The sequence below is a fragment of the Methylobacterium sp. Ger2507 genome (genome assembly GCF_055231875.1).
On the sequence record NZ_JBUYVC010000001.1, the window covers coordinates 743,298 to 768,685 of the forward strand.

Annotated in this window: 21 protein-coding genes; 9 read left to right on the forward strand and 12 right to left on the reverse strand. The window is 69.0% G+C overall.

The annotated features are described in order from the left end of the window. Nucleotides 1–700: 700 nt before the first annotated feature. Nucleotides 701–2,188: a MocR-like pyridoxine biosynthesis transcription factor PdxR gene (gene pdxR, locus ACV7NL_RS03490; protein WP_463354936.1), complete on the reverse strand. Its 1,488-nt coding sequence runs from the start codon at nt 2,186–2,188 to the stop codon at nt 701–703. Between the two features lie 241 nt (nt 2,189–2,429). Here pdxR and ACV7NL_RS03495 point away from each other — a divergent pair, with 241 nt between their 5' ends. The 3 genes from ACV7NL_RS03495 (at nt 2,430) to ACV7NL_RS03505 (ending at nt 7,581) form a co-directional block, all read left to right on the forward strand. Continuing rightward, nucleotides 2,430–4,592, forward strand: a complete 2,163-nt coding sequence (locus ACV7NL_RS03495) for a molybdopterin-containing oxidoreductase family protein (protein ID WP_463354937.1) — start codon at nt 2,430–2,432, stop codon at nt 4,590–4,592. A gap of 434 nt (nt 4,593–5,026) precedes the next feature. Beyond that, nucleotides 5,027–6,037, forward strand: coding sequence for an SDR family oxidoreductase (locus tag ACV7NL_RS03500; RefSeq protein WP_463354938.1), 1,011 nt, complete (start codon nt 5,027–5,029; stop codon nt 6,035–6,037). Between the two features lie 134 nt (nt 6,038–6,171). Next, on the forward strand, nt 6,172–7,581 hold the full coding sequence (locus tag ACV7NL_RS03505; RefSeq protein ID WP_056182457.1) for a cytochrome ubiquinol oxidase subunit I: 1,410 nt from the start codon (nt 6,172–6,174) through the stop codon (nt 7,579–7,581). Between the two features lie 18 nt (nt 7,582–7,599). Here ACV7NL_RS03505 and ACV7NL_RS03510 read toward each other — a convergent pair whose 3' ends face one another. The 8 genes from ACV7NL_RS03510 to crcB all read right to left on the reverse strand — a co-directional run bounded on the left by ACV7NL_RS03510 (nt 7,600) and on the right by crcB (nt 12,357). Continuing rightward, nucleotides 7,600–8,277 carry a response regulator transcription factor gene (locus tag ACV7NL_RS03510; protein WP_463354939.1) on the reverse strand — a complete coding sequence of 226 codons (678 nt, stop codon included), beginning with the start codon at nt 8,275–8,277 and terminating at the stop codon, nt 7,600–7,602. A 248-nt stretch (nt 8,278–8,525) separates the two neighbouring features. Then, nucleotides 8,526–9,422, reverse strand: a complete 897-nt coding sequence (locus ACV7NL_RS03515; RefSeq protein ID WP_463354940.1) for a diguanylate cyclase domain-containing protein — start codon at nt 9,420–9,422, stop codon at nt 8,526–8,528. Nucleotides 9,423–9,542: 120 nt separating this feature from the next. After that, nucleotides 9,543–10,088, reverse strand: a complete 546-nt coding sequence (locus ACV7NL_RS03520) for a hypothetical protein (protein ID WP_056182467.1) — start codon at nt 10,086–10,088, stop codon at nt 9,543–9,545. A 290-nt stretch (nt 10,089–10,378) separates the two neighbouring features. Further along, on the reverse strand, nt 10,379–10,639 hold the full coding sequence (locus ACV7NL_RS03525; RefSeq protein ID WP_463354941.1) for a hypothetical protein: 261 nt from the start codon (nt 10,637–10,639) through the stop codon (nt 10,379–10,381). Nucleotides 10,640–10,802: 163 nt separating this feature from the next. Then, nucleotides 10,803–10,961, reverse strand: coding sequence for a hypothetical protein (locus tag ACV7NL_RS03530; RefSeq protein WP_463354942.1), 159 nt, complete (start codon nt 10,959–10,961; stop codon nt 10,803–10,805). A gap of 97 nt (nt 10,962–11,058) precedes the next feature. Continuing rightward, nucleotides 11,059–11,406: a hypothetical protein gene (locus ACV7NL_RS03535; RefSeq protein ID WP_056182471.1), complete on the reverse strand. Its 348-nt coding sequence runs from the start codon at nt 11,404–11,406 to the stop codon at nt 11,059–11,061. Beyond that, complete coding sequence (locus ACV7NL_RS03540) at nt 11,403–11,672, reverse strand: hypothetical protein (RefSeq protein ID WP_463354943.1); 270 nt, start codon at nt 11,670–11,672, stop codon at nt 11,403–11,405. Before ACV7NL_RS03540 ends, ACV7NL_RS03535 begins: the two co-directional genes overlap by 4 nt. A 316-nt stretch (nt 11,673–11,988) precedes the next feature. After that, a complete protein-coding gene (gene crcB, locus ACV7NL_RS03545) occupies nt 11,989–12,357 on the reverse strand; it encodes a fluoride efflux transporter CrcB (RefSeq protein WP_056182479.1) in 369 nt (122 codons plus the stop codon). Nucleotides 12,358–12,789: 432 nt separating this feature from the next. Here crcB and ACV7NL_RS03550 point away from each other — a divergent pair, with 432 nt between their 5' ends. Continuing rightward, nucleotides 12,790–13,905 (forward strand): DUF2778 domain-containing protein, encoded by a 1,116-nt coding sequence (locus ACV7NL_RS03550; protein ID WP_463354944.1) that lies wholly within the window; start codon nt 12,790–12,792, stop codon nt 13,903–13,905. A gap of 58 nt (nt 13,906–13,963) precedes the next feature. Here ACV7NL_RS03550 and ACV7NL_RS03555 read toward each other — a convergent pair whose 3' ends face one another. From ACV7NL_RS03555 to ACV7NL_RS03565, 3 genes are read right to left on the reverse strand one after another with little or no spacing between them, the layout of a single operon-like run. Next, a complete protein-coding gene (locus tag ACV7NL_RS03555; RefSeq protein ID WP_463354945.1) occupies nt 13,964–16,216 on the reverse strand; it encodes a xanthine dehydrogenase family protein molybdopterin-binding subunit in 2,253 nt (750 codons plus the stop codon). 10 nt (nt 16,217–16,226) lie between these two features. After that, nucleotides 16,227–17,240: an FAD binding domain-containing protein gene (locus ACV7NL_RS03560; protein ID WP_463354946.1), complete on the reverse strand. Its 1,014-nt coding sequence runs from the start codon at nt 17,238–17,240 to the stop codon at nt 16,227–16,229. Next, nucleotides 17,237–17,815, reverse strand: coding sequence for a (2Fe-2S)-binding protein (locus ACV7NL_RS03565; RefSeq protein ID WP_463354947.1), 579 nt, complete (start codon nt 17,813–17,815; stop codon nt 17,237–17,239). Before ACV7NL_RS03565 ends, ACV7NL_RS03560 begins: the two co-directional genes overlap by 4 nt. Nucleotides 17,816–18,163: 348 nt before the next feature. Here ACV7NL_RS03565 and ACV7NL_RS03570 point away from each other — a divergent pair, with 348 nt between their 5' ends. The 5 genes from ACV7NL_RS03570 (at nt 18,164) to ACV7NL_RS03590 (ending at nt 25,370) form a co-directional block, all read left to right on the forward strand. Beyond that, nucleotides 18,164–19,558 (forward strand): M20/M25/M40 family metallo-hydrolase, encoded by a 1,395-nt coding sequence (locus ACV7NL_RS03570; protein ID WP_056485429.1) that lies wholly within the window; start codon nt 18,164–18,166, stop codon nt 19,556–19,558. A 235-nt stretch (nt 19,559–19,793) separates the two neighbouring features. Then, nucleotides 19,794–20,543 carry a hypothetical protein gene (locus tag ACV7NL_RS03575; RefSeq protein WP_463354948.1) on the forward strand — a complete coding sequence of 250 codons (750 nt, stop codon included), beginning with the start codon at nt 19,794–19,796 and terminating at the stop codon, nt 20,541–20,543. Further along, on the forward strand, nt 20,540–22,468 hold the full coding sequence (locus ACV7NL_RS03580) for a glycosyltransferase (RefSeq protein WP_463354949.1): 1,929 nt from the start codon (nt 20,540–20,542) through the stop codon (nt 22,466–22,468). The genes ACV7NL_RS03575 and ACV7NL_RS03580 overlap by 4 nt, the downstream gene beginning before the upstream one ends. Further along, the gene (locus tag ACV7NL_RS03585; RefSeq protein WP_463354950.1) at nt 22,465–24,519 is read left to right on the forward strand and encodes a glycosyltransferase; all 2,055 of its coding nucleotides are present in this window, start codon (nt 22,465–22,467) and stop codon (nt 24,517–24,519) included. The genes ACV7NL_RS03580 and ACV7NL_RS03585 overlap by 4 nt, the downstream gene beginning before the upstream one ends. Next, nucleotides 24,516–25,370, forward strand: coding sequence for a hypothetical protein (locus ACV7NL_RS03590; RefSeq protein WP_463354951.1), 855 nt, complete (start codon nt 24,516–24,518; stop codon nt 25,368–25,370). The genes ACV7NL_RS03585 and ACV7NL_RS03590 overlap by 4 nt, the downstream gene beginning before the upstream one ends. Nucleotides 25,371–25,388: the final 18 nt, after the last annotated feature.

The following is a 25,388-nucleotide window of genomic DNA, read 5'->3' on the forward strand; positions in this document are numbered from 1 at the left end:
CCAAGCAGGCCCCGCAAAAGAAGACGGCGGGACAGGAGCCCCGGCGCCCTGAAACCTCCGACGCCGCACGGGAGCACGCAGCCTCGTAGGAAAGACCTGACCCTCGGGGCCCGCGCCGAACGTCCTGGGCGGGTGAATGTCTGCCGGCCTGCTTTTACGCCGGAGCTGACTTTGCCGTTTGGCATCTTGGCGCTCCGAGGCAGGGAACCCGGACTGAGCCGGGTCCCTGATCCGAGGGTCAGGCGAAGGCGTCGTCGCTGGGCGTCGACACTTGCCCCCGCGCACCGCCCGCGCTGACCAGGATTTGCCCTTCCGACAGGCCTGCACCGTCCTGCACCTCGTACACTCGCGCATGGCCCGAGGCGCCACCAGCTCCAGCGTCGAGCCCGCGGCAAAGCCCGTGAAGCGGATCACGTGGCCGCTGGTCTGGCCCGCCTCCTGGAAGTCCACGAGCAGGTCGGTGGCGCCCCTGACGGCGATGTCGCCAAGGGCGATGCGGAAAATGTCGTTGCCTGCACCGCCGCCCATTCGGTCAGCCCCGACGACTGCCAGCACGCTGGGTCGGGTCGGGCTCCGCCGGCCCACGCGATGGCCGTATGGGGCGGGGGAGCGGCCCCTCACCCTCCGCCCTGAAGCGGACGTTCCGCCTCCGACCCAACTACGACGAAGAAGCGATTTCGTCGGGGGCCCTGACGCAGACCTAATCCGTGCCTTCGTTGCGGTCTGCTTGCCCAAGCACGATCCGCTGCAACGCGCCGACGGCTGTCTCGATCTGCGTTTCGTTGAGCGACGAGTAGCCGAAGACCAGCATGTCGTCCCGTGCACCCGGATCGAAGTCGTAGGCAGCTCCGCTCGAAAGGGCGTAGACGCCGATGCCCTGCTCTCGCGCCATGATCTGGATCTGCCGAGCGGGCGGAAAGCCGGGCGGGAGGCGCCAGACCAGGTGCAGGCCACTCTCGCCGCCGAGGACGACGGCCCCGTCGAACGTCCTGCGAAGTGCTCCAACCAGACAGTCACGGCGCGCCTTGTAGACCTGCCTCAGGCGGCGCAGGTGCCGGTCGAAGTGCCCCTCGTCGATGAAGGCGGCGAGCGCGGCCTGCTCAAGCCAGGCCTGGCCATTGCTCATCCGTGCTTTCAGCATCCGCGCCTCGTCCCAAAACATGCGCGGGACCGTGGCGAAGCCGATGCGCAGGCCGGCGCCCACCGACTTCGAGAACGTCCCGGCGTAGAAGACGCGCCGGCCTCCGTCGAGACCGGCCAGAGCCGTCAGCGGCGGCCCGTCGTACCGGAAGTCGCTGTCGTAATCGTCCTCGACGATGTAGCTGTCTGTCTCCTCCGCCCATCGCAGCAGGGCCAGGCGCCGCGTCAGCGGCATGGTGGCTCCGGTGGGGAACTGATGCGACGGCGTGACGTAGAGCAGGCTGCCTTTGGCCGTGGGCAGGAGGTCCGTTCGCAGCCCCTCGCCGTCGACCGGAACCGGATGGATCTCCAGACCGGCGTTCCGGAAGATGAGCGAGGCTCCGAGGTAGCAGGGATTCTCGATGCAGAGTTGCCGGGTGTGTCCCTTCAGCAGGTTGAACACGAGGTTGAGCGCGTCCTGCCCACCCGTGGTCACGATGACCTGATCTTCCGTCACCGCCACCGCTCTGGCGCGCCGCAGGTGCGTGCTGATGGCCATGCGCAAATCCGGGAGGCCGGCCGGATCGCAGTAATCGGTGAGGTAGGCCGTCTCCCGCGCCAGAAGCCGCGTCACGATCCGTCGCCAGATGGCCAGCGGGAACCCCGCCGGATCGGACCGCCCGACCCAGAAGTCGAGTTCGGGTCGGTCGCCGCCGCCGCCGGGCGAGCCGGCGAAGCACAGCAGGGGTTCGCTCGATGCGTCCGGCACCGGGCCGTTCGTCAGGGGCCGACTGCCCTGTTGGATCAGGAGGAGACTATCCGGCGAGATCGGCTCCACGAACAGGCCCGCCGTGCCGCGCGCCCTCACGTAGCCCTCCGCCACAAGGCGTTCATAGGCCAGCAACACCGTGTTGCGGGACACGCGGAGGCGCTCCGCCAGCAATCGGCTCGGAGGCAGTGCCATGCCGGCCTTGATCTGCCCATCCAGGATGATCTCCCGAACCTGGTCGAACACCTGTGCCTGGAGCGGCTTCTCGGACTTGGCGTCCAGGGTGAGCGTCAGTTCCACACGTTCCATCCTGCCCGAGGTCGCCTGCTGGCCGTGGCGTCCCCCGTCCCTATCGTCACGAACCAAGCCTCAGGCGGACCGCGCCGATCCGCGACAAAACCGTTGGTACCATGGCCCAGCAGTCTTTTGGTCCTTCCGCCGGACCAAAATTTGGAATTGTTTGCACTTGAGTGCATTCTGCTGACGCACCGGGCCGGCCCGTCAGGAAAAATAAGGCGGGACGCTCGGCCGTGGAGGAAACATGAACGAGATCGTCAAGCCCAACTCCCTGCTGGTCGCCCAGGCCGAGAGCCTGACCGAGACCTTCTTCGGCGGCTGCCCGCACGACTGTCCCGACACCTGCTCGATGATCTTCGAGGTCAAGGACGGGGAGCTGCTCGGCGTCCGCGGCAACCCGGATCATCCGATGACCCGCGGCGGCCTCTGCGTGAAGCTGAAGGACTACGAGAAGCGCCATTACCACCCGGACCGGCTGCTCTACCCGATGAAGCGCGTCGGCCCGAAGGGCTCCAAGCAGTTCGAGCGCATCACCTGGGACGAGGCGCTCGACACCATCGTGTCGCGCTGGAAGGCGATCATCGACCAGTATGGGCCGCAGGCCATCGCGCCCTACAGCTATCTCGGCAACCAGGGCCTGGTGCATGGGCTGAACGGCGGCGATGCCTTCTTCAACCGCATGGGCGCCACCGTGACCGAGCGCACCTTCTGTGGCGAGGGCTCCTGCACGGCCTGGCTGCTCACCGTCGGCCCGACCGCCGGGCTCGACCCGGACAGCTACATCCACTCAAAGTACATCGTGATCTGGGCCTGCAACTCGGTCAGCACCAACCTGCACCACTGGGCCATCGTGAAAGACGCCCAGAGACAAGGCGCCAAGGTCGTCGTCATCGACACCTACGCGTCGCGCACCGCCAAGGCGGCCGACTGGCACATCGCACCGAAGCCCGGCACGGACGGCGCACTTGCCATGGCGCTGATCAACTCGATCGTCGCGCAGGGCCTCGTCGACCAGGACTATGTCGATAACTACACGGTCGGCTTCGAAGAACTGAAGGAGCGGGCCGCTCCGCGTACGCCGGAATGGGCCGCCGCGATCACCGGCGTCCCGGCCGAGGACATCCGCAAGCTCGCCCGCGAGATGGCGACCGAGCAGCCGGTCGGCATCCGCATGGGCGTGGCGCTGGAACGGCATTACGGCGGTGGCCAGACCATCCGGGCGGTGTCGTCCATCCCGGCGCTCACCGGCGCCTGGCGCCACGTCGGCGGCGGCGTGACCCAGTTCGGTGTCTGGGAGCATCCCTACAAGTTCGACGTGATGTGCCGGCCCGACCTGATCCCGGAGGGGACCCGCGTCATCAGCAACCTTCAGATCGGACGCGCGCTCACCGGCGAGCTGAAGCTCGACCCGCCGATCATGTCGATGATGTGCTGGAATTCGAACCCCGTCACGCAGGCGCCCGAGACCGACAAGATCGTCGCCGGGCTGATGCGCGAGGACCTGTTCATGGTCTCGGCCGAGCACTTCATCTCGGACACCGCCTCCTATGCCGACATCGTGCTTCCGGCGACGATGGGGGCGGAGATGGAGGATATGATCCTGTCCTGGGGCCACCTCTACCTGACCTACAACACCAAATGCGCGGACGCGCCCGGCGAGGCGATCCCGAACAACGAGATCTTTCGCCAGCTCGCCGCCCGGCTCGGTTTTGAAGAAGAGAACTTCAAGTGGACCGACACGGAGTGCCTGGAGCACTACGTTGACTGGAACGCGCCAGCCTGCGAGGGCATCGACCTCCAGTACATGCGCGAGCACGGCTTCGCCCGGCTGAAGGTCGGCACGCCGGACGACCGCGCGCCCCACCGCGAGGGCAACTTCCCGACGCCGACCGGCAAGTGCATGTTCATGGTCGAGGGCGCCACGAACTTCGTCGCGCCACCGTTCCGGCAGATGTACGAGGGCTTCCAGCCGGGCGAAGCGCTCGATCCGCTACCCGACTACCTCGGCCCGCGCGAGTCCCACACCAACGACCCGGCACTGGCCAAGCGCTTCCCGCTCAACATCGTATCGCCCAAAAGCCACTACTTCCTGAACTCCTGCTACGCCAACATGGAGGACAAGCAGAAGGGCCAGGGCGAGCAGTTCGTCATGATCAACCAAGCCGACGCCGACACCCGCGGTATCAGGGACGGCGACAAGGTTCAGGTTGCCAACGACCGCGGCGCCTTCAAGGGCGTGGCGCGCATCACCGACGATGTGAAGGCCGGCATCGTGGTCGCGACGCTCGGCTACTGGCGTCAGCTCAACGAGGGCACGGTCAACAGCATCTCCTCGGGGGCCTTCACCGACATGGGCCACGCCCCGTCCTTCTCGGACAACCTCGTCGAGGTGGCCCGGGCGAACTGAGGTCAACGCTTGGCTGCGCAGCAAACAGGCGTCCTACGGGACGCTTGCTCCTGATCCATGGTTCTTTGGTCAGCCTGCGCCGAGAACGCATTGTGAGAGCCCCCGGGTGTTCGTCGAAAGCACGGCCAGGTGTCCGCTTCTTCCACCCTTACGCCGAACGCGGACCGGCAAAAATCCATCCGGTTCAGGCGTAGGTCATCCTCCACCGAGCTGCTGCGAAGCGGAGCTTCTTGAGGTCGGTGAAGGGGCGCAAGCAGACCGAACCATGCGACGGGTTTCGCCCACGAGGAGCTTTCCGCGCTCCCGTGTCGTTTGGGCACGCCGGTCTGAGAGCAACGGCGCTGGCGTGAGACCGTTGGCGCAAGCTGTCGTCGGCAAACTGTCTTGGACAGGCTGTCTTGGGCAAGCTCTCCCGGGTTGAGGATACCAACATCATGACCAAGGTCGCGGTCGTTACCGGTGGGACCGCCGGAATCGGGCTTGCCACCGCCCACCTCTTCGCCCGGCGCGGCTGGGCGGTCGCGGTCATCGCCCGCGATCCGGAGCGCCTGCGGAAGACCGAGGCCGCGCTCGCGGCCTATGGCGGGTCCGTCCTGGCGATCTCGGCGGATGTGGCGGATGCGGCGGCGCTCGACGCCGCCGCCGAGCGGATCGAGGGCGAGATCGGGCCGATCCGGGCCTGGGTCAACAACGCGATGGCGACCATCGTGAACCCGGCCGACCGGATCACGCCGGACGAGTACAAGCGGGTCACCGAGACGACCTATCTGAGCCAGGTCTACGGAACGCTCGCGGCCCTGCGCCACATGAAGCCGCGCAACCGGGGCGCCATCATCCAGGTCTCGTCCGGCCTCGGCATCCGCGCGGCGCCGCTCCAGGCGCCCTATTGCGCGGCGAAGTTCGCGGTCTCGGGCTTCACCGACGCCCTGCGCTCCGAACTGATCCACGACGCGGTCGATGTCTCCCTCAGCGTGGTCTACCTCCCGGCCGTCAACACCCCGCAGTTCAACTGGGCCCGCAACCGCACCGGCCACGGGCAGTACGCCCCCGACCCGGTCTACGATCCGCGCCTCTGCGCCGAGGCCATCGTCGCCACGGCCGAGAATCCGAGCCGCGAGGTCTGGGTCGGCCACAGCACGGTGATGATGGCCGCCGCCCAGGCCCTGATGCCGGGCTACGCCGATGCCAAGGCCGCCACGATGTGGTCGGCGCAGCTGACCGATGAACCGGCGCCCGACAAGGCCGGCAACCTCTTCGCGCCGGTGCCGGGCGATGTGGGCATCGACGGGCGCTTTTCGGACCGGACCAAGGCCACCCGCAGCGCCTATTGGACAAGCCGGGATCGCGACCTCCTCGTCGCCGGCCTGACCGGCGTGGTCGCCCTCGGCCTGTTCGGCGTCGCGGCGCTGGCCCGGGCGCCGCGGCGGCTGTTGCGGAAGCCCTGAGCGCGGCGGCTCCGTCTCCCCCCCGGGCTGCGACCTGAGCGGCCCCGGTGAACCGGGTGCAGCTTTGGCGTCTTCTACGCTATAGCTGTTCCAAGGTTCCCTGATTCCGGGCACCGCATCGGACGAGGTTTCCTATGGAAGTCGACGCGCTCCTGCTCTCGCGCATCCAGTTCGGCTTCACCATGGCCTTCCACATCATCTTCCCGGCCTTCACCATCGGGCTGGCGAGCTTTCTCGCCCGCCTGGAAGCCCAGTGGCTGTGGACCAAGAACCCGATGTACCGGAACCTGTACCGGTTCTGGGTCAAGGTGTTCGCGGTTTCGTTCGGCCTCGGCGTCGTCTCCGGCATCGTGATGAGCTACCAGCTCGGCACCAACTGGTCGCGCTACTCCGACTTCACCGGCAACGTGCTGGGGCCGCTGATCCAATACGAGGTCATCACCGCCTTCTTCCTCGAGGCGGGCTTCCTCGGGATCATGCTGTTCGGCTGGGATCGGGTCGGCGACCGGCTGCACTTCGTCTCGACCTGCATGGTGGCGCTCGGGACGCTGATCTCGGCCTTCTGGATCCTGTCCGCCAATTCGTGGATGCAGACGCCGGACGGCTTCGTCGTGGAGAACGGCCGGGCCATCGCCACCGACTGGTGGAAGGTGATCTTCAACCCGTCCTTCCCGATCCGCTATGCCCACATGGTGCTGGGCTGCTTCCTCACCACGGCCTTCGCGGTTGCGGGCATGTCGGCCTGGATGATCCTGCGCGGGCGCAAGGAACCGGCCGAGAAGGTGGCGGGCGCCCGGATCTCGCTGTCCATGGCCCTGTGGTTCGCGGTGATCTTCACGCCGATCCAGATCTTCGTCGGCGACAGCCACGGTCTCGCGGTGCTCAAGCTGCAGCCGACCAAGCTCGCGGCGATCGAGGCCAACTGGGACCGGCAGGCGAACATGCCCCTGCTGCTGTTCGCGATTCCCAACATGGAGGCGGAGAAGAACGACTTCGAGATCGGCATCCCGCGGCTCGGCAGCTTCATCCTCACCCACGACTTCTCGGGGGTGGTGCCGGGCCTGAAGGACGTGCCGCGCGACCAGCGCCCGCCGGTCTGGCCCGTGTTCTATGCGTTCCGCATCATGGTGGCGATCGGCATGGCCATGCTGGGCCTGAGCCTGTGGAGTCTCTACCTGCGCTGGCGGGGCACGCTCTACACGAACCGCTGGTTCCTCAGGGCGGCGATGCTGATGACGCCGTCCGGCTTCGGCGCCGTCCTGTTCGGCTGGTTCACCGCCGAGATCGGGCGCCAGCCCTACATCGTCTACGGTCAATTGCGGACGGCGGACGCGCATTCGCCCCTGACGGTCAATGCCGTGACGACCTCCCTGATCGCCTTCCTGATCGCCTACGCGTTCATCTTCGGCTTCGGCAGCTACTACCTCGCCAAGCTGTTGCGCAAAGGCCCCGAGCCCCTCGAGGAGGCCATGCGCGGCGGCGACGTGGCGCAGAAGCCCAAGCGTCCCCTCTCCGCGGTCAACGAAAGTCTCACCCCCGCCTGAGGGGCACCGTGGCCCGGCTCAGAGCCGGGCCACGCACTCGCTCTGGTGCTGGACCCGTCCGCGCTCGCCGCCCGACCGCATGGGGCTGGCCTCGACCACCGGAGCGAGCCCGAGGTGGCGCGCCAGGGCGACGAGGTCTTTCAGGCGACCGGTCTGGGTCTTCCGACGCAGGTTGAGGCGGTGGGTCTCCACCGTGCGCACGCTGAGGCTCAGGCGGCGGGCCACCTCCTTGTTGCTGAAGCCGGCGCTGAGGAAGCGCAGGATCTCGGCCTCACGCGGCGTCAGGCCCTCGCTGGCGGGCAGCACGGCCGGCGCCGGCGTCTCGGCGCCCCGCGCCTCGGATCGGGCGGCCAGGCTCAGGATGGCGCCGCACACGTCCCGCGGCGTCGCGCTGCGGGCCACGAAGGCGTCGGCGCCCGCTTCCACCAATTGGCGCAACAGGTCGGCGCGCAGCAGGTCGAAGCCCACCAGAACGTCTAGGCCCGGCGCGCGCTCCTTGAGAGCCGCGATGTCGGCGGCAATCGAGGCCTCCGGCTGCGATCCGACGAAGACCAGGGCGACGCTCCGCGCCGGTGCGCGCGCGAGATCCGATTCGCTTAAAGTCTGCAGACGCGGCTCATGTTCGATCACCGCTCGAAAGGTCGAGGCGAACCCGGATGGCTCATTGACGATCAAGACTCCGACGGCGTCATTCATGCCGCATTACTCCCCGTTGTCCCGCCACGACACACCGCGACGGCCCTTGGGAGAGTCAGATCAATTTCCGTTCCAGAGCTTTATTGACCAAACCTCGGGCGAAACCCCGTCGACTTGCTTCGAAACTCGCCTGAAATCCCGCAAGACTGTGGTGAACGTTGTGCAGATGCCCCACCCTGGTCGCGGGCCTCGTCCCGCACTGGGACAGACGACGCGGCCGGATGGTTGGGAATTCTTCGGGCGCCGGCTCAGCCGGCACGGGCCAGGACGAGATCGGATGCGGCGCTGACGACGCGGTTGCGGCCGGTGGTCTTGGCCTCGTAGAGGGCGATGTCGGCGCGCTTGAGAAGCCCCTCGACGGTGTCGCCCTCCGACCATTCGCTGACGCCGAAGCTGCAGGTGAGGCGGATCGGCACGCGGCCGCCGCGGATGCGCAGGGCCTCCATGGCACGGCGCAGGCGGGTGGCGATGGCCTCGGCCTCGGCACCGGCCCGGTGCGGCAGGACGATCCCGAATTCCTCGCCGCCGAGGCGGCCGACGATTCCGTCCAGCGCCAGTTCGCGGCAGACGGCCTGGATGGCGGCATCGCCGACATCGTGGCCGTACTCATCGTTGATGCGCTTGAAGTGGTCGATGTCAAGCAGGATCGCCGACATCTTGCCATGATCGCCGACCCGCTCCGCGGCATCGCGCGACTTCTGCAGGAAGGCGCGGCGGTTCAGGAGACCCGTGAGCGAGTCGGTCTCGGCCAGGCGGATCAGTTCGCTCTGCATCGTGGTCAGGCGCTCGGCGGCCCGCAGGCGGGCATGAAGCTCCTCCGGTCCCGGCGGCTTCTCGATGAAGTCGTCGGCGCCGCTGTCGAGGGCCTCGGCGAGGTTCCGCGCGTTGCGGGCGGACGACATCGTGATGACATAGAGCGGGCGATTGGCCTCCGCCAGCAGACGGGCGGACCAGCACAATTCGAGGCCGCCCAAGGGCCGGACCTCGAGGCTGGTGATCAGCACCCGCACCGATGCGGTGTTCTCGACATAGTCGAGCGCTTCCGCCGAGTCGGTAAAGGCCGTGACGGTGTGGCCGTTGGGTTCCAGCAGGGCCGAGATCATCTTGAGGACGACCCGACTCGTGTCGACGAGGACGATATGCATGGCGTGGCCCGACCACCTTCACGGTTGTTGACGTGAGGATGACAGGAACAGATTAACCGGTTGCCAAAGCGTCCCGAGCCGAAACATCGTCCGTTCGTGGGCGGACAGCCCTGGCCGAGCCTATCGGTGCGAGACGCGAACCGGGATGACCCGCGCGCCGCCGCTCATCTCGGCTGCGGCGGGCGCAGCCTGGACGGAGGCCGGCCCGGTCTGCCGTGCGGGCTCCGACCAGCGGCCCCGGCGATCGCGGACCACAACCCTGGAGCGGCCCATCGCGGACCGGGACCGGATAGTTCCGCGAGCCTCGGCGCGCGGCGCTTCGATGACATAGACGGTCGGCGTGCCCGGGCGGGTGCTGCGGATACCCGCGACGGTCGGAATCCCGTAGGTGCCGTAGCCCCAGGCGCTCGGCACCAGCTCGCTCGGGCGGGGAACCCGCGTCAACGGTGCCCCGACATAGGCGCCCTCGATCAGCGCGCCGCCGTAGCCGTAGCCCTGGTCATGCCCATCCGGGAAGGCCTGGCCGTAGGGCGAGCGGTGGCCATAGCCCGACGTTCCGGCGTACGCGACATCCTGGGCGCAGGCCGCGCCGGTCGCGGCGGCGAGAGCCAGGGCCGCACCGAGGAGGCGGGCGCCGAGGGGCGCCGTCAGGAAGCGAGTGGTCATGGGGTGCCGAACTCCGACGCGCGCCGATCCGGAGGAAAACCACCCCATTCCGCCGGTCGTTCCCGCCCCCTGCGCAACGGACACCGTCGAAGACTGCTTAGGGCGCGAGGCAAGACGCGCCGAACGCAGCCCGGAACAGAAGCGGCCCAAGACAAAAGCAGTTCAGCACGAAACTGCAGTTCAAACGAAAAACCCTGCCGGGCGGCAGGGTTTCGGTGTCTCACGTCAAGAATCTCGGCCTCAGGTCTTGAGACTGGAAATTTTCAGCCCACCACGTGAAAACAACCCGCCTAACGGCAGGTGGTGACCCGGCGCACGATCCAGCCTTCGCCCTCGATCCACAGGCGTCGACGCGAGCGGCTGCAATTGACCGCCTCGTCCTCGGATTCCGTCACGGCCGCCACCGGCGTAATCGTCGGGCTGGAGTCGGAGGCCTTGGCCGGCCCCTGATCGGCCGCGGGTGCCGCCATGACGACACCGCCGGAGAAGCCGAATCCCATCAAGAAGAAAGCGCCCGCGAGTGCGGGCATCCGCAGTCGATTTGCCATCATCGAAAAGTCTCGCTCGCACATCCCTCGGTGGACGTGCCCTCAACGTGTCGGGTTTGCGCAACGGCCTGCGTTGCTGCTTGAACAGTTAAGTCGCGAGCGGGCTGAAGGGTTGCAGTCAAGAGACCTGCCGGAGCATAAATCGTTGCTCGGCAACGCCGAAATCTCAGGGCGTCGCCGTGACGGACAGCATCGGCAGCGTGATCGCCAATTCGGTGACGGCGGCCCGCGGCATGGCCCGGTCGGACACCACCAGCGCGCCCAGCCCGAGGACGAGACTGAAGGCCAGCAGGGCCGTCTCGATCCCGCGATAAAACCCGTCCATCTCACATCTCCGGCGCTGCGATGCCCGGCCGACCGCGCGGCCCCGCATCGCCCATGATCGCCCCGGGAGTGTGAGGGAACCGTAACCGAAGCGCGGTTCAGGCCCGCCCCAGCACCGCCATGTGGGCGAGGTCCGGTTCGGGCGGCTGCATCAGGGCGGCCGCCAGATGGGCCTCCAGCACGATGAGATCGCAATCCGGGTCCGGCTCCCAGCCGCAGCGGCACCCGTTCGGGCCCTCATGAGCCTGAGCCACCTGGCGGTAGAGGGCCCCGACGACGCGGGCCGCCACCTCCAGGGCCGACATCGCCGGCAATGGCGCGCGGTTCAGGCTCTGCCAGAACGCCCGGCGCAGGGCCTCGTCGAGGTGACCCTCGGGCGACGCCGACTCGGCGCAGGCCGGCCTGGCCTGTCCGGCGACCGTCCGGGCGGCATCTCCACCGCTCACGCGCGCTCTCCCAATGCCCAGTTCGCAGGTTCCCAGGTCGCGGGTTCCCAGGTCGCGGGTTCCCAGGTCGCGGGCGCCCGATCGCTCATCCCCCGGCCCTCCGCCCGCGTCCGCCAGTGCGCCGGAACCAGCGCCGGGTCCGCCTCCGGCACGCCGGCCAGGGCGTCGATGATGTCGGTCAGGCGATGCAGCCGCAGGTCGAGGGCCGAGCCGTCCCACCAGGCGAGCCGCGCATAGCCGCGCATCCAGTCCAGCGTGCGTTCCATCGTCCTGCTCTCCCGGCGGCTTTTGTTCGGTGGAGGCAAGGTTTGAAAGCTGGCACTCGGCTTGGCAAGCAATTCAGACAAGATTGGAATTGATTGAATCTTGCATCATTCCAATATTCGGTCAGTTTTAATTTGGAGGCATTCCACGCGCGGAGAAAACGGGCCATCTTTCCGGCGCTTGCCCGGACGGACTTGGTCCCCGGCAGACTGTCGGCCCCGAAGGATCGGCGGGACGGCCCCGGGCTCGGTCCGGCCGCCGCGCCGTCTCGTGCCGCACGGTACCTGGCACGCAGGCCTCAGGCCGATTCGGCCTTCGTCACAGGATCATCCGCATGATCATGAGGCCGAGGAGCAGACCGGCCAGGCCGAGCACCATCGAGCCCAGGATGTAGATGATCGCCGCACCGACCTCGCCGCGCTCCAGCAGCAGGATGCCGTCGAGCGCGTAGGAGGAGAAGGTGGTGAAGCCGCCGAGCACGCCGGTCGCGAGGAACAGCCGCATCGGCTGGCTGCCGCTGCGCATGGCGTACCACCCGGCGAGCACGCCCATCAGGATCGACCCGAGGATGTTGATGCCCATCGTGCCGTAGGGAAAGCTCGTGCCGAAGCGCAGGGCGGCGAGCCCGACACCGTGGCGGGCCATGCCGCCGAGACCGGCGCCGAGAAAGACGATGAGGAACCCCATGCGGCCGCGATCTCCCTGAAACCGGCAACCGGCCCGGATCGCTCGACAGCATACGCCCAAATTCCGCAGGTGCGTCGTCCGATCCCGGTTTGCCCCCGAGGTCCACAGGGTCGGTCCCGCTTTTTTCGCGTCGGCGGTTCGACGGTGGGAAAGTGGAAGCCGGCACGTGAGAGACGGCAAGTGGGAGTTGGTGAGCAAGGGCCGGGAAAAGGGCCGGGAAGCGGGCGTTTTGCGGACAACGCATCGTTTCGGCGACAAGATGCGCTGCGGTTTATCTCGGATTAACCAAGTTGGGGCTGTAGTGGTCCCGTTAAGATTGATGTTTCCTCAACGGGCACCTTCGTCCGATCCTGGTTTCGCTTAACCTTTTCTTCAGGTGTGCGCAGCCGGACCGGTGTCCGTTCGGGACTTGCGTATCCGAGTAGCGCCCGCATGAACGACGCTGTGTATCCGTACGGCCGCCGTCTCCGCCGCCCTCGCCGGCCGCGCGGTCGGGTGCTGCTCCAGACGTCCCTGGTCGCGCTGCTCTGCGGCGTCTTCCCGCGCCTGACCGCGCCGGAGGGGCCGGTGCCCGCCGGACCGGGACCGTCCGTCCTGGCGGCGGTCCGCGCCCCCAGCGCCGCCGCGTGGATGCTCGACCCGACCCCGGCGCTCGGGGCGTCCGTGCCCCGGCTGGCGCAGGCTTTGCCGCTCGCCGCCACGCTGGTCCCGGCGGTTGCGCCCGCCACCGTGCTGGCGATGGTGACGCCGCGCGCCTTGCCGGCCACGCCGATGCGGGTATCCCAGCCGATAGCGCAACCGGTGGCCCAGCTCGTTCCCCTGCCGGTCCCGCGTCCGGCCGGGCTCCTGGCCCAGGTCCAGGCCCAGGTCCCGGGTCAGGCCGAGCCGGCCCGCTTCGCCCTTCGGTCCGAGCCGGCCCTGCGCGCCCTGACGACGCGCCGGACCCGGACGGAGCGGGCGCAGGCCAATGCCGAGGCCGAGCGCTCGTTCTTCGACACGGTGTTCGGGACCCGCCCGGCGCCGGACCCGGAACCGCGCACCACCCTCGCCTACGCGTCGGTCGATCCGACCATCGATCCGGGACCGCGCCGGACCATCGAGAGCAATCCGGGGGTGAGCGCCGGCACCGCCGTCTACGACATCACCGCCCGCACCGTGACGCTGCCGAGCGGCGAGCGGCTGGAGGCTCACTCGGGTCTGGGCGAGAGCATGGACAACCCGCGCCACGTCCATCGCCGGATGCGCGGCTCGACCCCGCCCGGCACCTACGACCTCACCGAGCGCGAGGCCCTGTTCCACGGCGTGCGGGCGATCCGGCTCAACCCGGTCGGAGGCAGCGCGGCGATCCACGGCCGCGACGGCATCCTGGCCCATACCTACATGCTGGGCCCGAGCGGGGCTTCCAACGGCTGCGTCTCCTTCCGGGACTACAACCGCTTCCTCCAGTCCTATCTGCGCGGCGAGGTCCGCCGCCTCGTGGTGGTGGCCGGACGCGGCGATGCGGGTCCGAGCTTCGCCGAACGCCTGTTCGGCCGCGCGACGCGCTGAGCGCCGCGCACCGGGGGGCACGCGGCTCTCGATCGTCGGGACGGACGGCGGTTCGCCGTCAGCCGATGATCTTGTCGATGGTGATCGGCAGGTCGCGGATGCGCTTGCCGGTGGCGTGGAACACCGCGTTGGCCACCGCCGCCGCCGTGCCGACGATGCCGATCTCGCCCAGGCCCTTCACGCCCATCGGGTTGGCCCTGTCGTCCTCCTCGACGAAGATCACGTCGATGTCGAAGATGTCGGCATTCACCGGCACGTGATACTCACCGAGATTGTGGTTCATGAACCGGCCGATGGTGTGGTCGAGCATGGATTCCTCCTCCAGCGCCGAGCCGATGCCCATCACCACGCCGCCGAGGATCTGGCTGCGCGCCGTCTTGGTGTTGAGGATCTTGCCCGCCGCGATCGCCGAGACGACGCGGGTGACGCGCACCACGCCGAGATCCTCGTCGACCTTCACCTCGGCGAAGATGGCCGAGTGGGTGTAGCCGGCGAAGTCCTGGGAATGGTTGGAATCCGGCCCGGCCGAGCCGGTGGCCTCGATCTTGTCCATCCCCGCCTTCGCCATCACCTCCGTGAGGGCGATGCTGCGGGATGGGTCGCCCGCCACCGAGATGCGCCCCTCCTTGAACACCGCGCGATCGAAATCGACGTTGGCGAGCGGCGAATCGTCGAGGCCGCGCGCCAGGGTGAAGACCTGGGCGGCGATCTCGCGACAGGCCTTCATCACCGCCGTGCCCGAGGAGGCCGCCGTCCAGGAGCCGCCGGCGATCGGCGCGTTGGCGAGCTTCGAATCGCCGAGCTTCGTCGTCACGTCCGTCATCGGCAGGCCGAGCGCATCGGCGGCGATCTGGGTCAGGATGGTGTAGGTGCCGGTGCCGATGTCGCCGGTCTGGTTGCCGACCACGAGCTTGCCGTCGGCCGTCAGCGTGGCCTGGGCGCTCGATTGCTGCATCAGCGCCTCCCAGATGCCGGTGGCCATGCCCCAGCCCACCAGTTCGCGCCCCTCTTTCATCGAGCGCGGCTCAGGGTTGCGGCCCGACCAGCCGAAGCGCTCGGCCCCCTCCGCATAGGCCGCGCGCAGGGATTTCGAGCTGAACGGCTTGTCCTGGGTGCGGTCCTTCTCGGCGTAGTTCCTGAGGCGCAGGTCGATCGGGTCCTGGCCCGTCGCGTGGGCGAGTTCGTCCATGGCGATTTCGAGGGCGAACACGCCCGTCACCGCACCCGGCGCCCGCATGTCGGAGGGGGTGTAGGTGTCGATCTTGGCCAGACGGTAATCGAGGGCGACGTTCGGGCAATCGTAGAGGATGCCCGACCAGTTCACGACCACCTCCTGGTAATCCTCGAAGCCGGAGGTGCCGGAGATCGCCTCGTGCCGGACGGAGGTCAGCGCCCCGTCGGCCTCGGCCCCGAGAGCGATGGTCTGGCGCACGTCGGGGCGGTAGCCGAAGGTGAACATCTGGTCGCGGGTCAGGGTCACCCGCACCGAACGCTCGAGTTCGCGCGCCGCCATCACGGCGAGGAAGAGCTGGTATTGCGGGCGAAGCCCCGAGCCGAAGCCGCCGCCGAGATAGGGGTTGAGGACGTGGACGTCGTCCTTCTTCATCCCGAACACGCCGGTGATGTAGCCGAGGCTGTTCGAGACGCCCTGGATCTTGTCGTAGACGGTGAGCTTGCCGCCGCCCTCCCAGACCACGGTCGAGGCGTGGGGCTCCATCGGGTTATGGTGCTCCACGGCCATGTGGTAGTGGTTGGTGAGCTGGACCGGCGCGGCCTTGTAGGCGCCGTCCGCATCGCCCCAGGGCGCCGGCGGGGGCTTGATGCCCGAGCGCTTCTTCGGCGGCACGTAGGCCACGTCCTCCAGGGTCCTGAGATCGGTGGTCGGCGCCTCGGCCTCGTAGGTGAGCTTGATCAGCGAGGCGGCGTAACGGGCCGTGCCGAAATCCTCGGCCACCACCAGGGCCACCGGCTGGCCGCTGTAATGGACCTTGTCGTCGTAGAGCGGCCGGAAGGGCGAGCCGGGAGGCGCGACCTGGTCCTGGTAATTGTAGTCGAGCCAGGCGGTGCGCGGCCGGTTCGCGTGGGTGAACACCTTGACGACGCCCGGCACCGCCTCAGCGGCGGCGGTGTCGATGGACAGGATGCGGCCGCGGGCGATACCGCTCGACACCACGTAGCCGTGGGTCAGGTCGGGGGCGGCGAATTCGCCGGCATACTTCGCCTGGCCGGTGACCTTGGCCGGGCCGTCGACGCGGCTCTGCGCCGTGCCGACATAGGTGTCGGTGCCTGAGGTGCTGATGCTGTGGGCCATGAGGGTTCCTTCAGGCGATGCGCTTGTCGGACTGCGACTGCGGCGTGCCGGCGGCGGCCTGGGCGAGGCCGCGGGCAATGGCACGACGCGCGAGTTCGATCTTGAATGCGTTCTCGGATTGGGGCTGCGCCTCGGCCACCACGATGTCGGCGGCCGCCGCGAAGGTCTCTGCGGTGGCGGGCTTGCCGACCAGGAAGGCCTCGGCCTGCGCGTTGCGCCACGGCTTGTGGGCGACGCCGCCGAGCGCGAAGCGCGCGGACCGGATGGTGTCGCCGTCGCGCTTGATCACGGCCGCCACCGAGACCAGCGCGAAGGCGTAGGAGAGCCGGTCGCGCAGCTTCAGGTAGGTGTGGTGGGCGCCGAACTCCTCGTCGGGCAGATCGACCGCGAGCACGATCTCGTCGGGGCTCAGATTGGTGTCCCGCTCCGGCGCGTCCCCCGGCAGGCGGTGGAAGTCGGCGAACGGAATGGTGCGCTCGCCCCCCGGGCCCGCAACCCGGACCTTGGCCTCCAGCGCGGCCAGTGCCACGCACATGTCGGAGGGGTGGGTGGCGATGCAGGACGGGCTCGTCCCGAAGATGGCGTGGATGCGGTTGACGCCGCCGATGGCGGAGCAGCCGGTGCCCGGCTCGCGCTTGTTGCAGGGCGTGGCGTCGTCATAGAAATAGTAGCAGCGGGTGCGCTGCAGCAGGTTGCCGCCGGTGGTGGCGGCGTTGCGCAGCTGCCCCGAGGCTCCGGCCAGGATCGCGCTCGACAGGAGCGGATAGCGAGCCTGGACCTGCGCGTCGTAGGCCACCGTCGAATTCGTCACCAGGGCGCCGAGGCTGAGGCCGCCGTCGCGCTCCTCGATCCGGTCGAGGGGCAGCCGGGTGATGTCGATGAGGCGCTCCGGCCGCTCGACATTGTACTTCATCAGATCGACGAGGTTGGTGCCGCCGGCGATGAAGCGGCTGTTGGCGCCCGCCGCGATGGCGCGCACCGCCTCGTCCACGGTGGTCGGGCGGACGTAATCGAAGCGGTTCATCGTGCGGCTCCCGCGTGCATCACGTCTTCGATCGCATCGACGATGTTGGTGTAGGCGCCGCAGCGGCAGATGTTGCCGCTCATCGCCTCGCGGATTTCTTCGCGGGAATGGGCGTGGCCTTCCGTCATCATCCCCACCGCCGAGCACAGCTGGCCGGGCGTGCAGTAGCCGCACTGGAAGGCGTCGTGCTCGACGAAGGCCGCCTGGAGCGGATGCAGGCCCTCCGCGCCCGCGACGCCCCCACTCCCCGCAAGGCCTGCGCTTCCAGCAAGGCCTGCACTCCCGGCAAGGCCTGCACTCGCGGCAAGGCCCTCCACGGTGGTGATGCTGGCCCCGTCCTTCATCACCGCCAGGGTCAGGCAGGAATTGATGCGCGTGCCGTTCACCAGCACCGTGCAGGCGCCGCACTGCCCGTGATCGCAGCCCTTCTTGGTGCCGGTGAGGTCGAGATCCTCGCGCAACAGGTCGAGCAGCGTGGTCCAGGGCGCGACCTGAAGCGAACGGGTCTCGCCGTTGATCGTCAGGGTGATGCCGATGGTGTTCGCCGCATGAGGCGAACCACTTTCGATGAGCATGGCGGTATCCGTGACTTGCGGGCCGGGACAGGCACGGCACCGTTGGATTTCGAGACAGGGTCGCAGGGGCCGCGGCGGGGAAAAATCATCCGCCCCGGGCCGGTCCACTCGATAACAGTTCCAAAAAGCGGGTGTTCCCGCCGAGCGTGCACGGGCCGACACGGCGCACGGCTGACGGATACGTTGCGGTACGGCTCGACGATGCGACGATTGCTTCGGTGGAGCCGGGTTGCTCGGTGCTGCCCGGTTGCTGGGTCATGCCCGGTTGCTCGGTCCTGCCCGGTTGCTTGGCCCGGCTCCCTTGCGCTAACCCGGTTCCGCCGCTCGCCTCCCCGTGAAGGACGCCCGATGACCGCGCTCGCCCCCGTTCTCAACGATATCGACCGCGACCTCGACAACGCCCTGGAGCGGCTCTTCGCCTTTCTGCGGATTCCCTCGATCTCCACGGACCCGGCCTTCGCCCCCCATTGCCGCACGGCGGCGGAGTGGCTGGAGGGCACGCTGACGGCCCTGGGCTTCGAAACGGCCATCCACGAGACGTCCCTGCACCCGGTGGTGCTGGCCCACGCCCCGAAGCCGGGCGCCCCGCACGTGCTGTTCTACGGCCATTACGACGTGCAGCCGGTGGACCCGCTGGCCCTGTGGGAGACGCCGCCCTTCGAGCCGCGCCTCGCGCTGAACGCCAAGGGCGAGAAGAAAATCGTCGGGCGCGGCGCCTCGGACGACAAGGGCCAGGTGATGACCTTCATCGAGGCCTGCCGAGCGCATCTGGCGATGGAGGGCGAGCTGCCCTGCGGCGTCACCATCCTGATCGAAGGCGCCGAAGAGAACGGCTCGCAGGGCCTTCCCGAATGGGTCGCGGCCAATCGCGACAAGCTCGCCGCCGACATCGTGCTGGTGTGCGACACCAGCATGTGGAACCCCACCACGCCGGCCATCACCACCTCGCTGCGCGGCCTCGCCTATTTCGAGGTGACGGTGACCTGCGCCGACCGCGACCTGCATTCGGGCTTCTTCGGAGGCGCGGCGCGCAACCCGATCCATGTCCTGTCGAAGATCATCGCCGACCTGCACGATGTCGACGGAAAGGTCGCGCTGCCGGGCTTCTACGACGGCGTGCGCGAGACGCCGCAGGCGGTGCTCGACCAATGGCGCGGCCTCGACTTCACGCCGGAAACCTTTCTCGGTCCCATCGGCCTGTCGGAGCCGGCCGGCGAGCGCGGCCGCATGCTGATCGAGCTGATCCAGTCGCGCCCCGCCTGCGACGTCAACGGCATCATCGGCGGCTATACCGGCGAGGGCACCAAGACGGTGATCGCCGGTCAGGCCAGCGCCAAGGTCTCGTTCCGCCTCGTGGACGACCAGGACCCTGAACAGCTCGCCCGCACCTTCGAGGCCTTCGTGCGCGAACGCATCCCCGCCGACTGCTCGGTGGAGGTGATCTGCTACAAGGGCAGCCGCGCCATCAGCCTGCCGTTCGACATGCCCGAGCTCGAGACCGCCCGCGCGGCCCTGGCCGAGGAATGGGGCGTGCCCGCCGTGACCATCGGGGCCGGCGGCTCGATCCCGATCGTGGGCGACTTCAAGCGCCTGCTCGACCGCAACACCCTGCTCATCGGCTTCGGCCTCGACGACGACCGCATCCATTCGCCCAACGAGAAGTACGACCTGACGAGCTTTCACAAGGGCACCCGCTCCTGGGCCCGCATCCTGGCGGCTTTCGGCGCGCAGCGGACCGGCTGAAGCCCCCCCCGCGTCCCCGTGGCGAGCGGTTTCGCACCCTGGAGTTCGGGCCGCCGCCTTCGGGGACGCGCGTGACGGGAATCGCTCGACGGCCATCGCCGGGCGCGACGGTGCCCCGTCAGAACCCGGCCGGTCCGGGAATCCTTGTGGTGACGAGGCGATCGCAGGGGGGTTTGGATGACCCTCGGCCGACCGACCTCCGCGCAATCACCCGCCCATCACATCCCAAGGCCGCATGACCGCCCCCCCCGACCACCCCGATGTCAGCGAGGCTCGCCTGTTCGCGGCCGGCAACGGCGTGCTGGTCTGCCGCTACCCCGTGGGCACGGACCTGCCGATTCCCCTCGGGATCGCGGGGCCGGCGGGCGTCGGCCTGCTGACCTGGGCCTTCACCGGCTTCGGCGCCGACGCGCGGGACCCGGCCGGACTGCTCGTCCTGGCGGATGCCGGGGCGGCCCTGGCGAAGGGCGGCACCTTGGTGCTGGCGACGCATTTCCGCGAGGTGGCCCTCACATGTCCGAAGCCGCGCCCGGTCGCCGAGCTGACGGCGCCCGCGCGCGCGGCCCTGGCGGGCGCCGTGCTCGCGGCGGTGACACCGGCCACCCTGGACGCCCTGGCGACGCTATTCCCGCTCCTGGCCCCCGCCTTCCTGGAAACGCCGGTGCCGGACATGCCGGCGCGGGACATGCCGGCGCGGGACATGCCGGCGCGGGACGCGGCGCCCCGCCTCGCCATCGCGCGCGACAGCGACAGCCAGGCCACGCTCTCGGGCTCCGGGGTGCCGAACTATCTCCTGGTCCGGGCCGGGACGACGTGGAGCTGCGCGCGGGTGGTGCGGGCCGACCTGCGCTTCGGGCCTGCGCCCGAGACGCGCCTCGGCCTGGAAACCGTCTGGGGCAATCCCCGGGACCTCGCGGTGGCGCAGGCGCTCCTGCTCGGAACCGGCAGCGTCACTCCGGCCACGATCGGGAAGCCCCGCGGATGAGCCCCCCTGCGATCCTCGTGGTGGCGCCCATGCCGGCCTTCCCGACCAGCGCCGGCAATCGGCGCCGGCTGTTGACCACCTGCCTGTCCCTCCAGCGCGGCGGCTTCGCCATCGACCTCGCGACCTACGCCCACGAGGATCAGATCTACCGGCGCTTCGGGCAGCACCCGCCCACCGACGAGGCCGAGGCGGCGGGACTGTTCCGGCACACCTTCCGGATCGAGCCCCAGGGCACGATCCCGCTCACCACGCGGGCGCGCGGCTTCGGCATCGACGATTGGTGCCCCGACGCGGTCGGCGCCTTCGTGGCCTGGTACGGCCAGGCCTATCCCGAAACCCGCGCGATTCTGGTGAACTACGTGTTCCTGTCGCGGGCGCTCGAAGCGGCGCCCCCGGGCATGCTGAAGCTGATCGACACGCATGACCGCTTCGCCGACCGGCAGCGCCAGTACCGGCCGTTCCGGGCCGAGCCGAACTTCTTCTACACCGACCGGGCCGGCGAGGCGGCCGGCCTCGCCCGCGCCGACATCGTCCTGGCGATCCAATCCGAGGAGGCCGCCTATTTTCGGACCCTCACCGACCGGCGCGTCCACCTCCTGCCGCCCCGCTTCCTGGCCCGACGCCCGTTCGCGGCGCCGACCCGGCTGACGCGCATCGGCTTCCTCGGCCACGGCAACGACCCGAACCTGTTCTCGATCCGGCATTTCGCCGCCGCCTGGAGCGCGGATTGGGTGCCGGGGCGGCCCGAACTCGTGATCGCCGGCGAGATCAGCAACAGCCTCGGCCCGGCCACATCGCCGGGGGTGATCCGCGCCGGCTACGTCCCGCGGCTGGAGGACTTCTACGACGACGTCGACCTCGTGGTCGCCCCGATCCTGATGGGCAGCGGGCTGAAGATGAAGGTCGCCGAAGCCCTGTCCTTCGGCAAACCGGTCATCGGCACCGCTCTCGGCTTCGAGGGCTTCGACCCGGTGGCGCCGGCCCACCGCCTACAGACCGGGCAGGCGGTCAAGGACATGGTCCTGGCGCTGGCCTCGGACGCGACCGGACTCGCCGCGCTGACCCGTGCCTGCGAAGCTCTATTTGCCGGCTACAACAAGGGAGCCGAGCAGGCGGAAACCGATTTGCTGGCCATGCTTCCCGCCTGGGACGCGGACACATCCGGCCCGGACGAGCCGGCGTCGAGCGATCCCGCGCAGCCGGCCACCTTCGTCGCGTCCAGCCTCGTGTCCATGCCCCTCCGGCACGGACGTCTCGCCTGCGAGACCTCGCTGCGGTCGGACCTCCGCGACCATCCCGATCTCGGGCGGCTGATCGCCACCGAGCGCGCCGGACCGCCGGGCGCCGCCCCCTACACCCCCTTGCGCCGGCGCTGGTTCGCCAGGGCCGGCGCCGGATCATCGGGGACCGACCAAGGGATCGACCAGGGGACCAGTCCAGAGACCGGCCAAGAGACCGGCCAAGAGACCAGCCTTGCCGGGCTCCACCTCGCCCTGTCGCCGGAATGGGTCCGCGAGCGGCGGCTGCCCCCGCCCCTCCGGGCCGAACTCGCGGCCGAGCTGGCGGATGTCGCCGCGGATTGGGAGGCCGAGGCGCGCCTCGTCGGCCTGACCGGAGAGGGGGCGCTGCTCGCCCTGTCGCTCCCGCGTCACCTCGCGTTCGGGACTCACCCCAACGCGGCCTTCCAGATCGGCGCGTCGACGCGGGAGATCACGTTGCAACGCGTCACCTCTTTGAATACCAGCCTGGGTCTTCTGTATACCACGGCCCGTGAGGACCTGCCGGGCGCCCCCGCCGCCCTGACCTTCGCGGGCCTCGAGCCCGTCCACGCGGGTCCGTCCAAGATCCTGTTCCTGCACGACGATCTCATCGGGCGGATCACCATCCTGTCCGAGATCGCCTCGGCAGAGGAACCCCTGCCATGATGGCTGCCCCCGACATCCTCGATGCGCCCTCCGGCCGCAAGGCGGCCCTGGTCGAGGGCGCCCTGATCTGGAACGCCTTGTTCCTCAACGACATACGCCTCGCGTTCCGGCCCGAGACCGAGCCCCTGGTCTCGGTCGTCATGGTCTCGCGCGGGGCCCGGCACCTGCTGGCCTGGACGCTGGCCAAGCTCGCCGCGCAGCAGGCCTTCGCCGGCCCGGCCTTCGAGGTGATCCTGATCGACAACGCCTCCGATCCGGAAACCCGGGCGCTGTTCGGCCGGATCGACGGGGCGCAGATCCACCTCAACGACGAAAACATCGGTTTCGGCCCGGCCTGCAACCAGGGCGCGGCCAAGGCGCGGGGCCGGTACCTGCTGTTCCTCAATCCCGATGTCGACCTGATGCCCGGCGCCCTGGCGGCCCTGGTGGCGACCTTCTCGGAATCCGACGATATCGGCATCGTCGGCGCCCGGCTGGTGTTCCCTGGCGGCATCCTGCAGGAGGCCGGCGCGGGCTTCCAGGACGATCCGCAGCTCACCCATCCCCATGGGCGGGGCGGTCTCGACCCCTTCGCTCCAGAGGCCTCCTACACCCGCGACGTCGGCTACGTCTCCGGGGCGGTGCTGATGATTGAGGCCGCATTGTTCACCACGCTCGGCGGCTTCGACGACTGGTTCGCGCCGGCCTATTTCGAGGATACCGATCTGTGCCTGCGCTGCCAGCAGGCCGGGCGGCGCGTCGTCTATCAGCCGCGCAGCATCGCGATCCACGTGGAGAGCGCCACCAGCGTCCGGCGCGCCGACGTCGAAGCGTTGCTCGACCGCAACCGCAGCCGCTTCCGCGAGCGGCATCGGGGCTGGCTGTTTGGGCAGGGGCCGGCACGCACCGGGTTCGGACCCCGCGACGACGCGCCCTTCGCCTTGCGCATCCTCTATGTCGACGACCGGGCGCCACACCAGGATCTCGGGGCCGGGCTGCCGCGCGCCAACACCATCGTCAACGCGATGGCGGATCTCGGCTACGCGGTGACGGTGTGTTCGGTCTACGGCGAGCGCGAGGAACCGGCGCGAACCTACCGTGACCTTTCGGATCAGATCGAAGTGATCGAGCCCTGTGGGCGGGAGGGCTTCCGACGCCTCGTCAGCGAGCGCGCCGGTTTCTACGATGTGCTCTGGGTCAGCCGTCCGCCGCATGTCCGCATGGTCTGCGAGGTCCTGCACGACCTCGGCCTGAGCCCCCGGGATGTCGGGCGCTCCCGCGTGGTGTTCGACTGCGAATCCCTCTACGCCCTGCGCGACTTCGTCATCGCTACCCTCAAGGGCCGACCGGCCCCGGGACCGGCGCTGGCTCGAGCCACGGCACTGGAACTCCGGCCGGTGGCGGCGGCCGACAACGTGGTCTGCGTCTCGCCCGCCGATGCGCGGCTGCTCCGGCACGCCGGCATCGCCGATCCTGTGGTGCTCGGCCATCTCCAGGCACCGCATCCGAATCCCCCCGGCTTCGCGGCCCGCGCGGGCTTCGTCTTTATTGGCTCCCTTTCCCGCGAGGGAGAGCCCAACATCGATTCCCTCGACTGGTTCTTTGGAGAGGTCTGGACTCCTCTACAGACGCTCCTGCCGGAGGCGCGCATCACCATCATCGGCACCGTCGCGCCGTCCATTGCCGAGCGGCTGACCCGGCCCGGCGTCACCGTGCTGGGTCGGGTCGACGACATCGGTCCCGCGCTCGATGCCGCCCGCGTCGCCGTGGCGCCGACGCGCTTCGCCGCCGGCATCCCGCACAAGGTGCTGGAGACCGTGACACGTGGCCTGCCGAGCGTCGTCACGCCTATCCTGGCCGGGCAGATGGGTTGGCCGGACGGCACGGGGTACCGGGTCCATGATTGGCACGATCCACCAGGCTTTGCCAAGACGCTGGCGCAGCTGCACCAGACCGAGTCCGCTTGGACCCAGGTTCAGCAGAACGGCCTCGCCCAGCTCGCCCGCGAGGACGACGCCGAGACTTTCGGTGCGGTCCTGCGCCGCCTGTGCGAGGCGCCGACCTTCACATGACGATCCCGCTGCCGCCCCGCCTCATCCGCATCGCCACCACTCTGTTCCGCCGGGTGACCCTGGGGCGCGTGCCCCGTCTGTTCGACGCCGGTTACTACCGGACCCAGCATCCGGACGTGGCCCGCTCCGGCATCGACCCGTTCCTGCACTACGTGTGGCGCGGGGCGGCGCAGAACCGCGACCCCAGCGCCGATTTCGACACTGCCTTCTACAAGCACCAGAGCGGCCGCATCCGCCTGGACCCGGTGCGCCATTACCTGCGCTTCGGCGCGAAGGCCGGCCTTGATCCGAACCCGAATTTCAGCACCCTGATGTATGTGGCGCGCTATCCCGATATCGGGGCCGCTGGGGTCAACCCCCTGCTACATTACCGCCAGGACGGCCGGGCCGAGGGCCGGGTCGCAGCCCCCTCCGCATCGCAGCCAGAGGAATGGGTGCCCTTCCAGGGGGTGCGGGAAGCCCATCGCTGGGTCTATCCGGCGCAGGGTTCGTTGCGTTTCAGCGTGACCCTGCGACGGGACGTGCCGGCCACCGCCTGCCCCAACGCCCTACCCCGCCTCTGCCTCGTGCTGACCCTGGACGGAGCCGAAATCGACGGGCTGGTGCAGAGCTTCGACGCCTTCGCACATTCGGCGGCCGATGCGATCACGCTGACGGTCGACACCCCCCTTCGACCGCATCCACCGCGTCCCACCCTGGTGCTCGCCCTGGAGCATGCCTTCCACGGACCTGGGCCGGGCGGGACGATCCAGCTGCGCTACGCTGAGGTACGGATTTGGGACGTGGTGCCAGAACGCCCGCACGTGTTGCGGATCTGCCCAGCCGGCGCGCTGTCGATCCAAGTCCTCTGAAGCGGGAAGCGCCCCCGT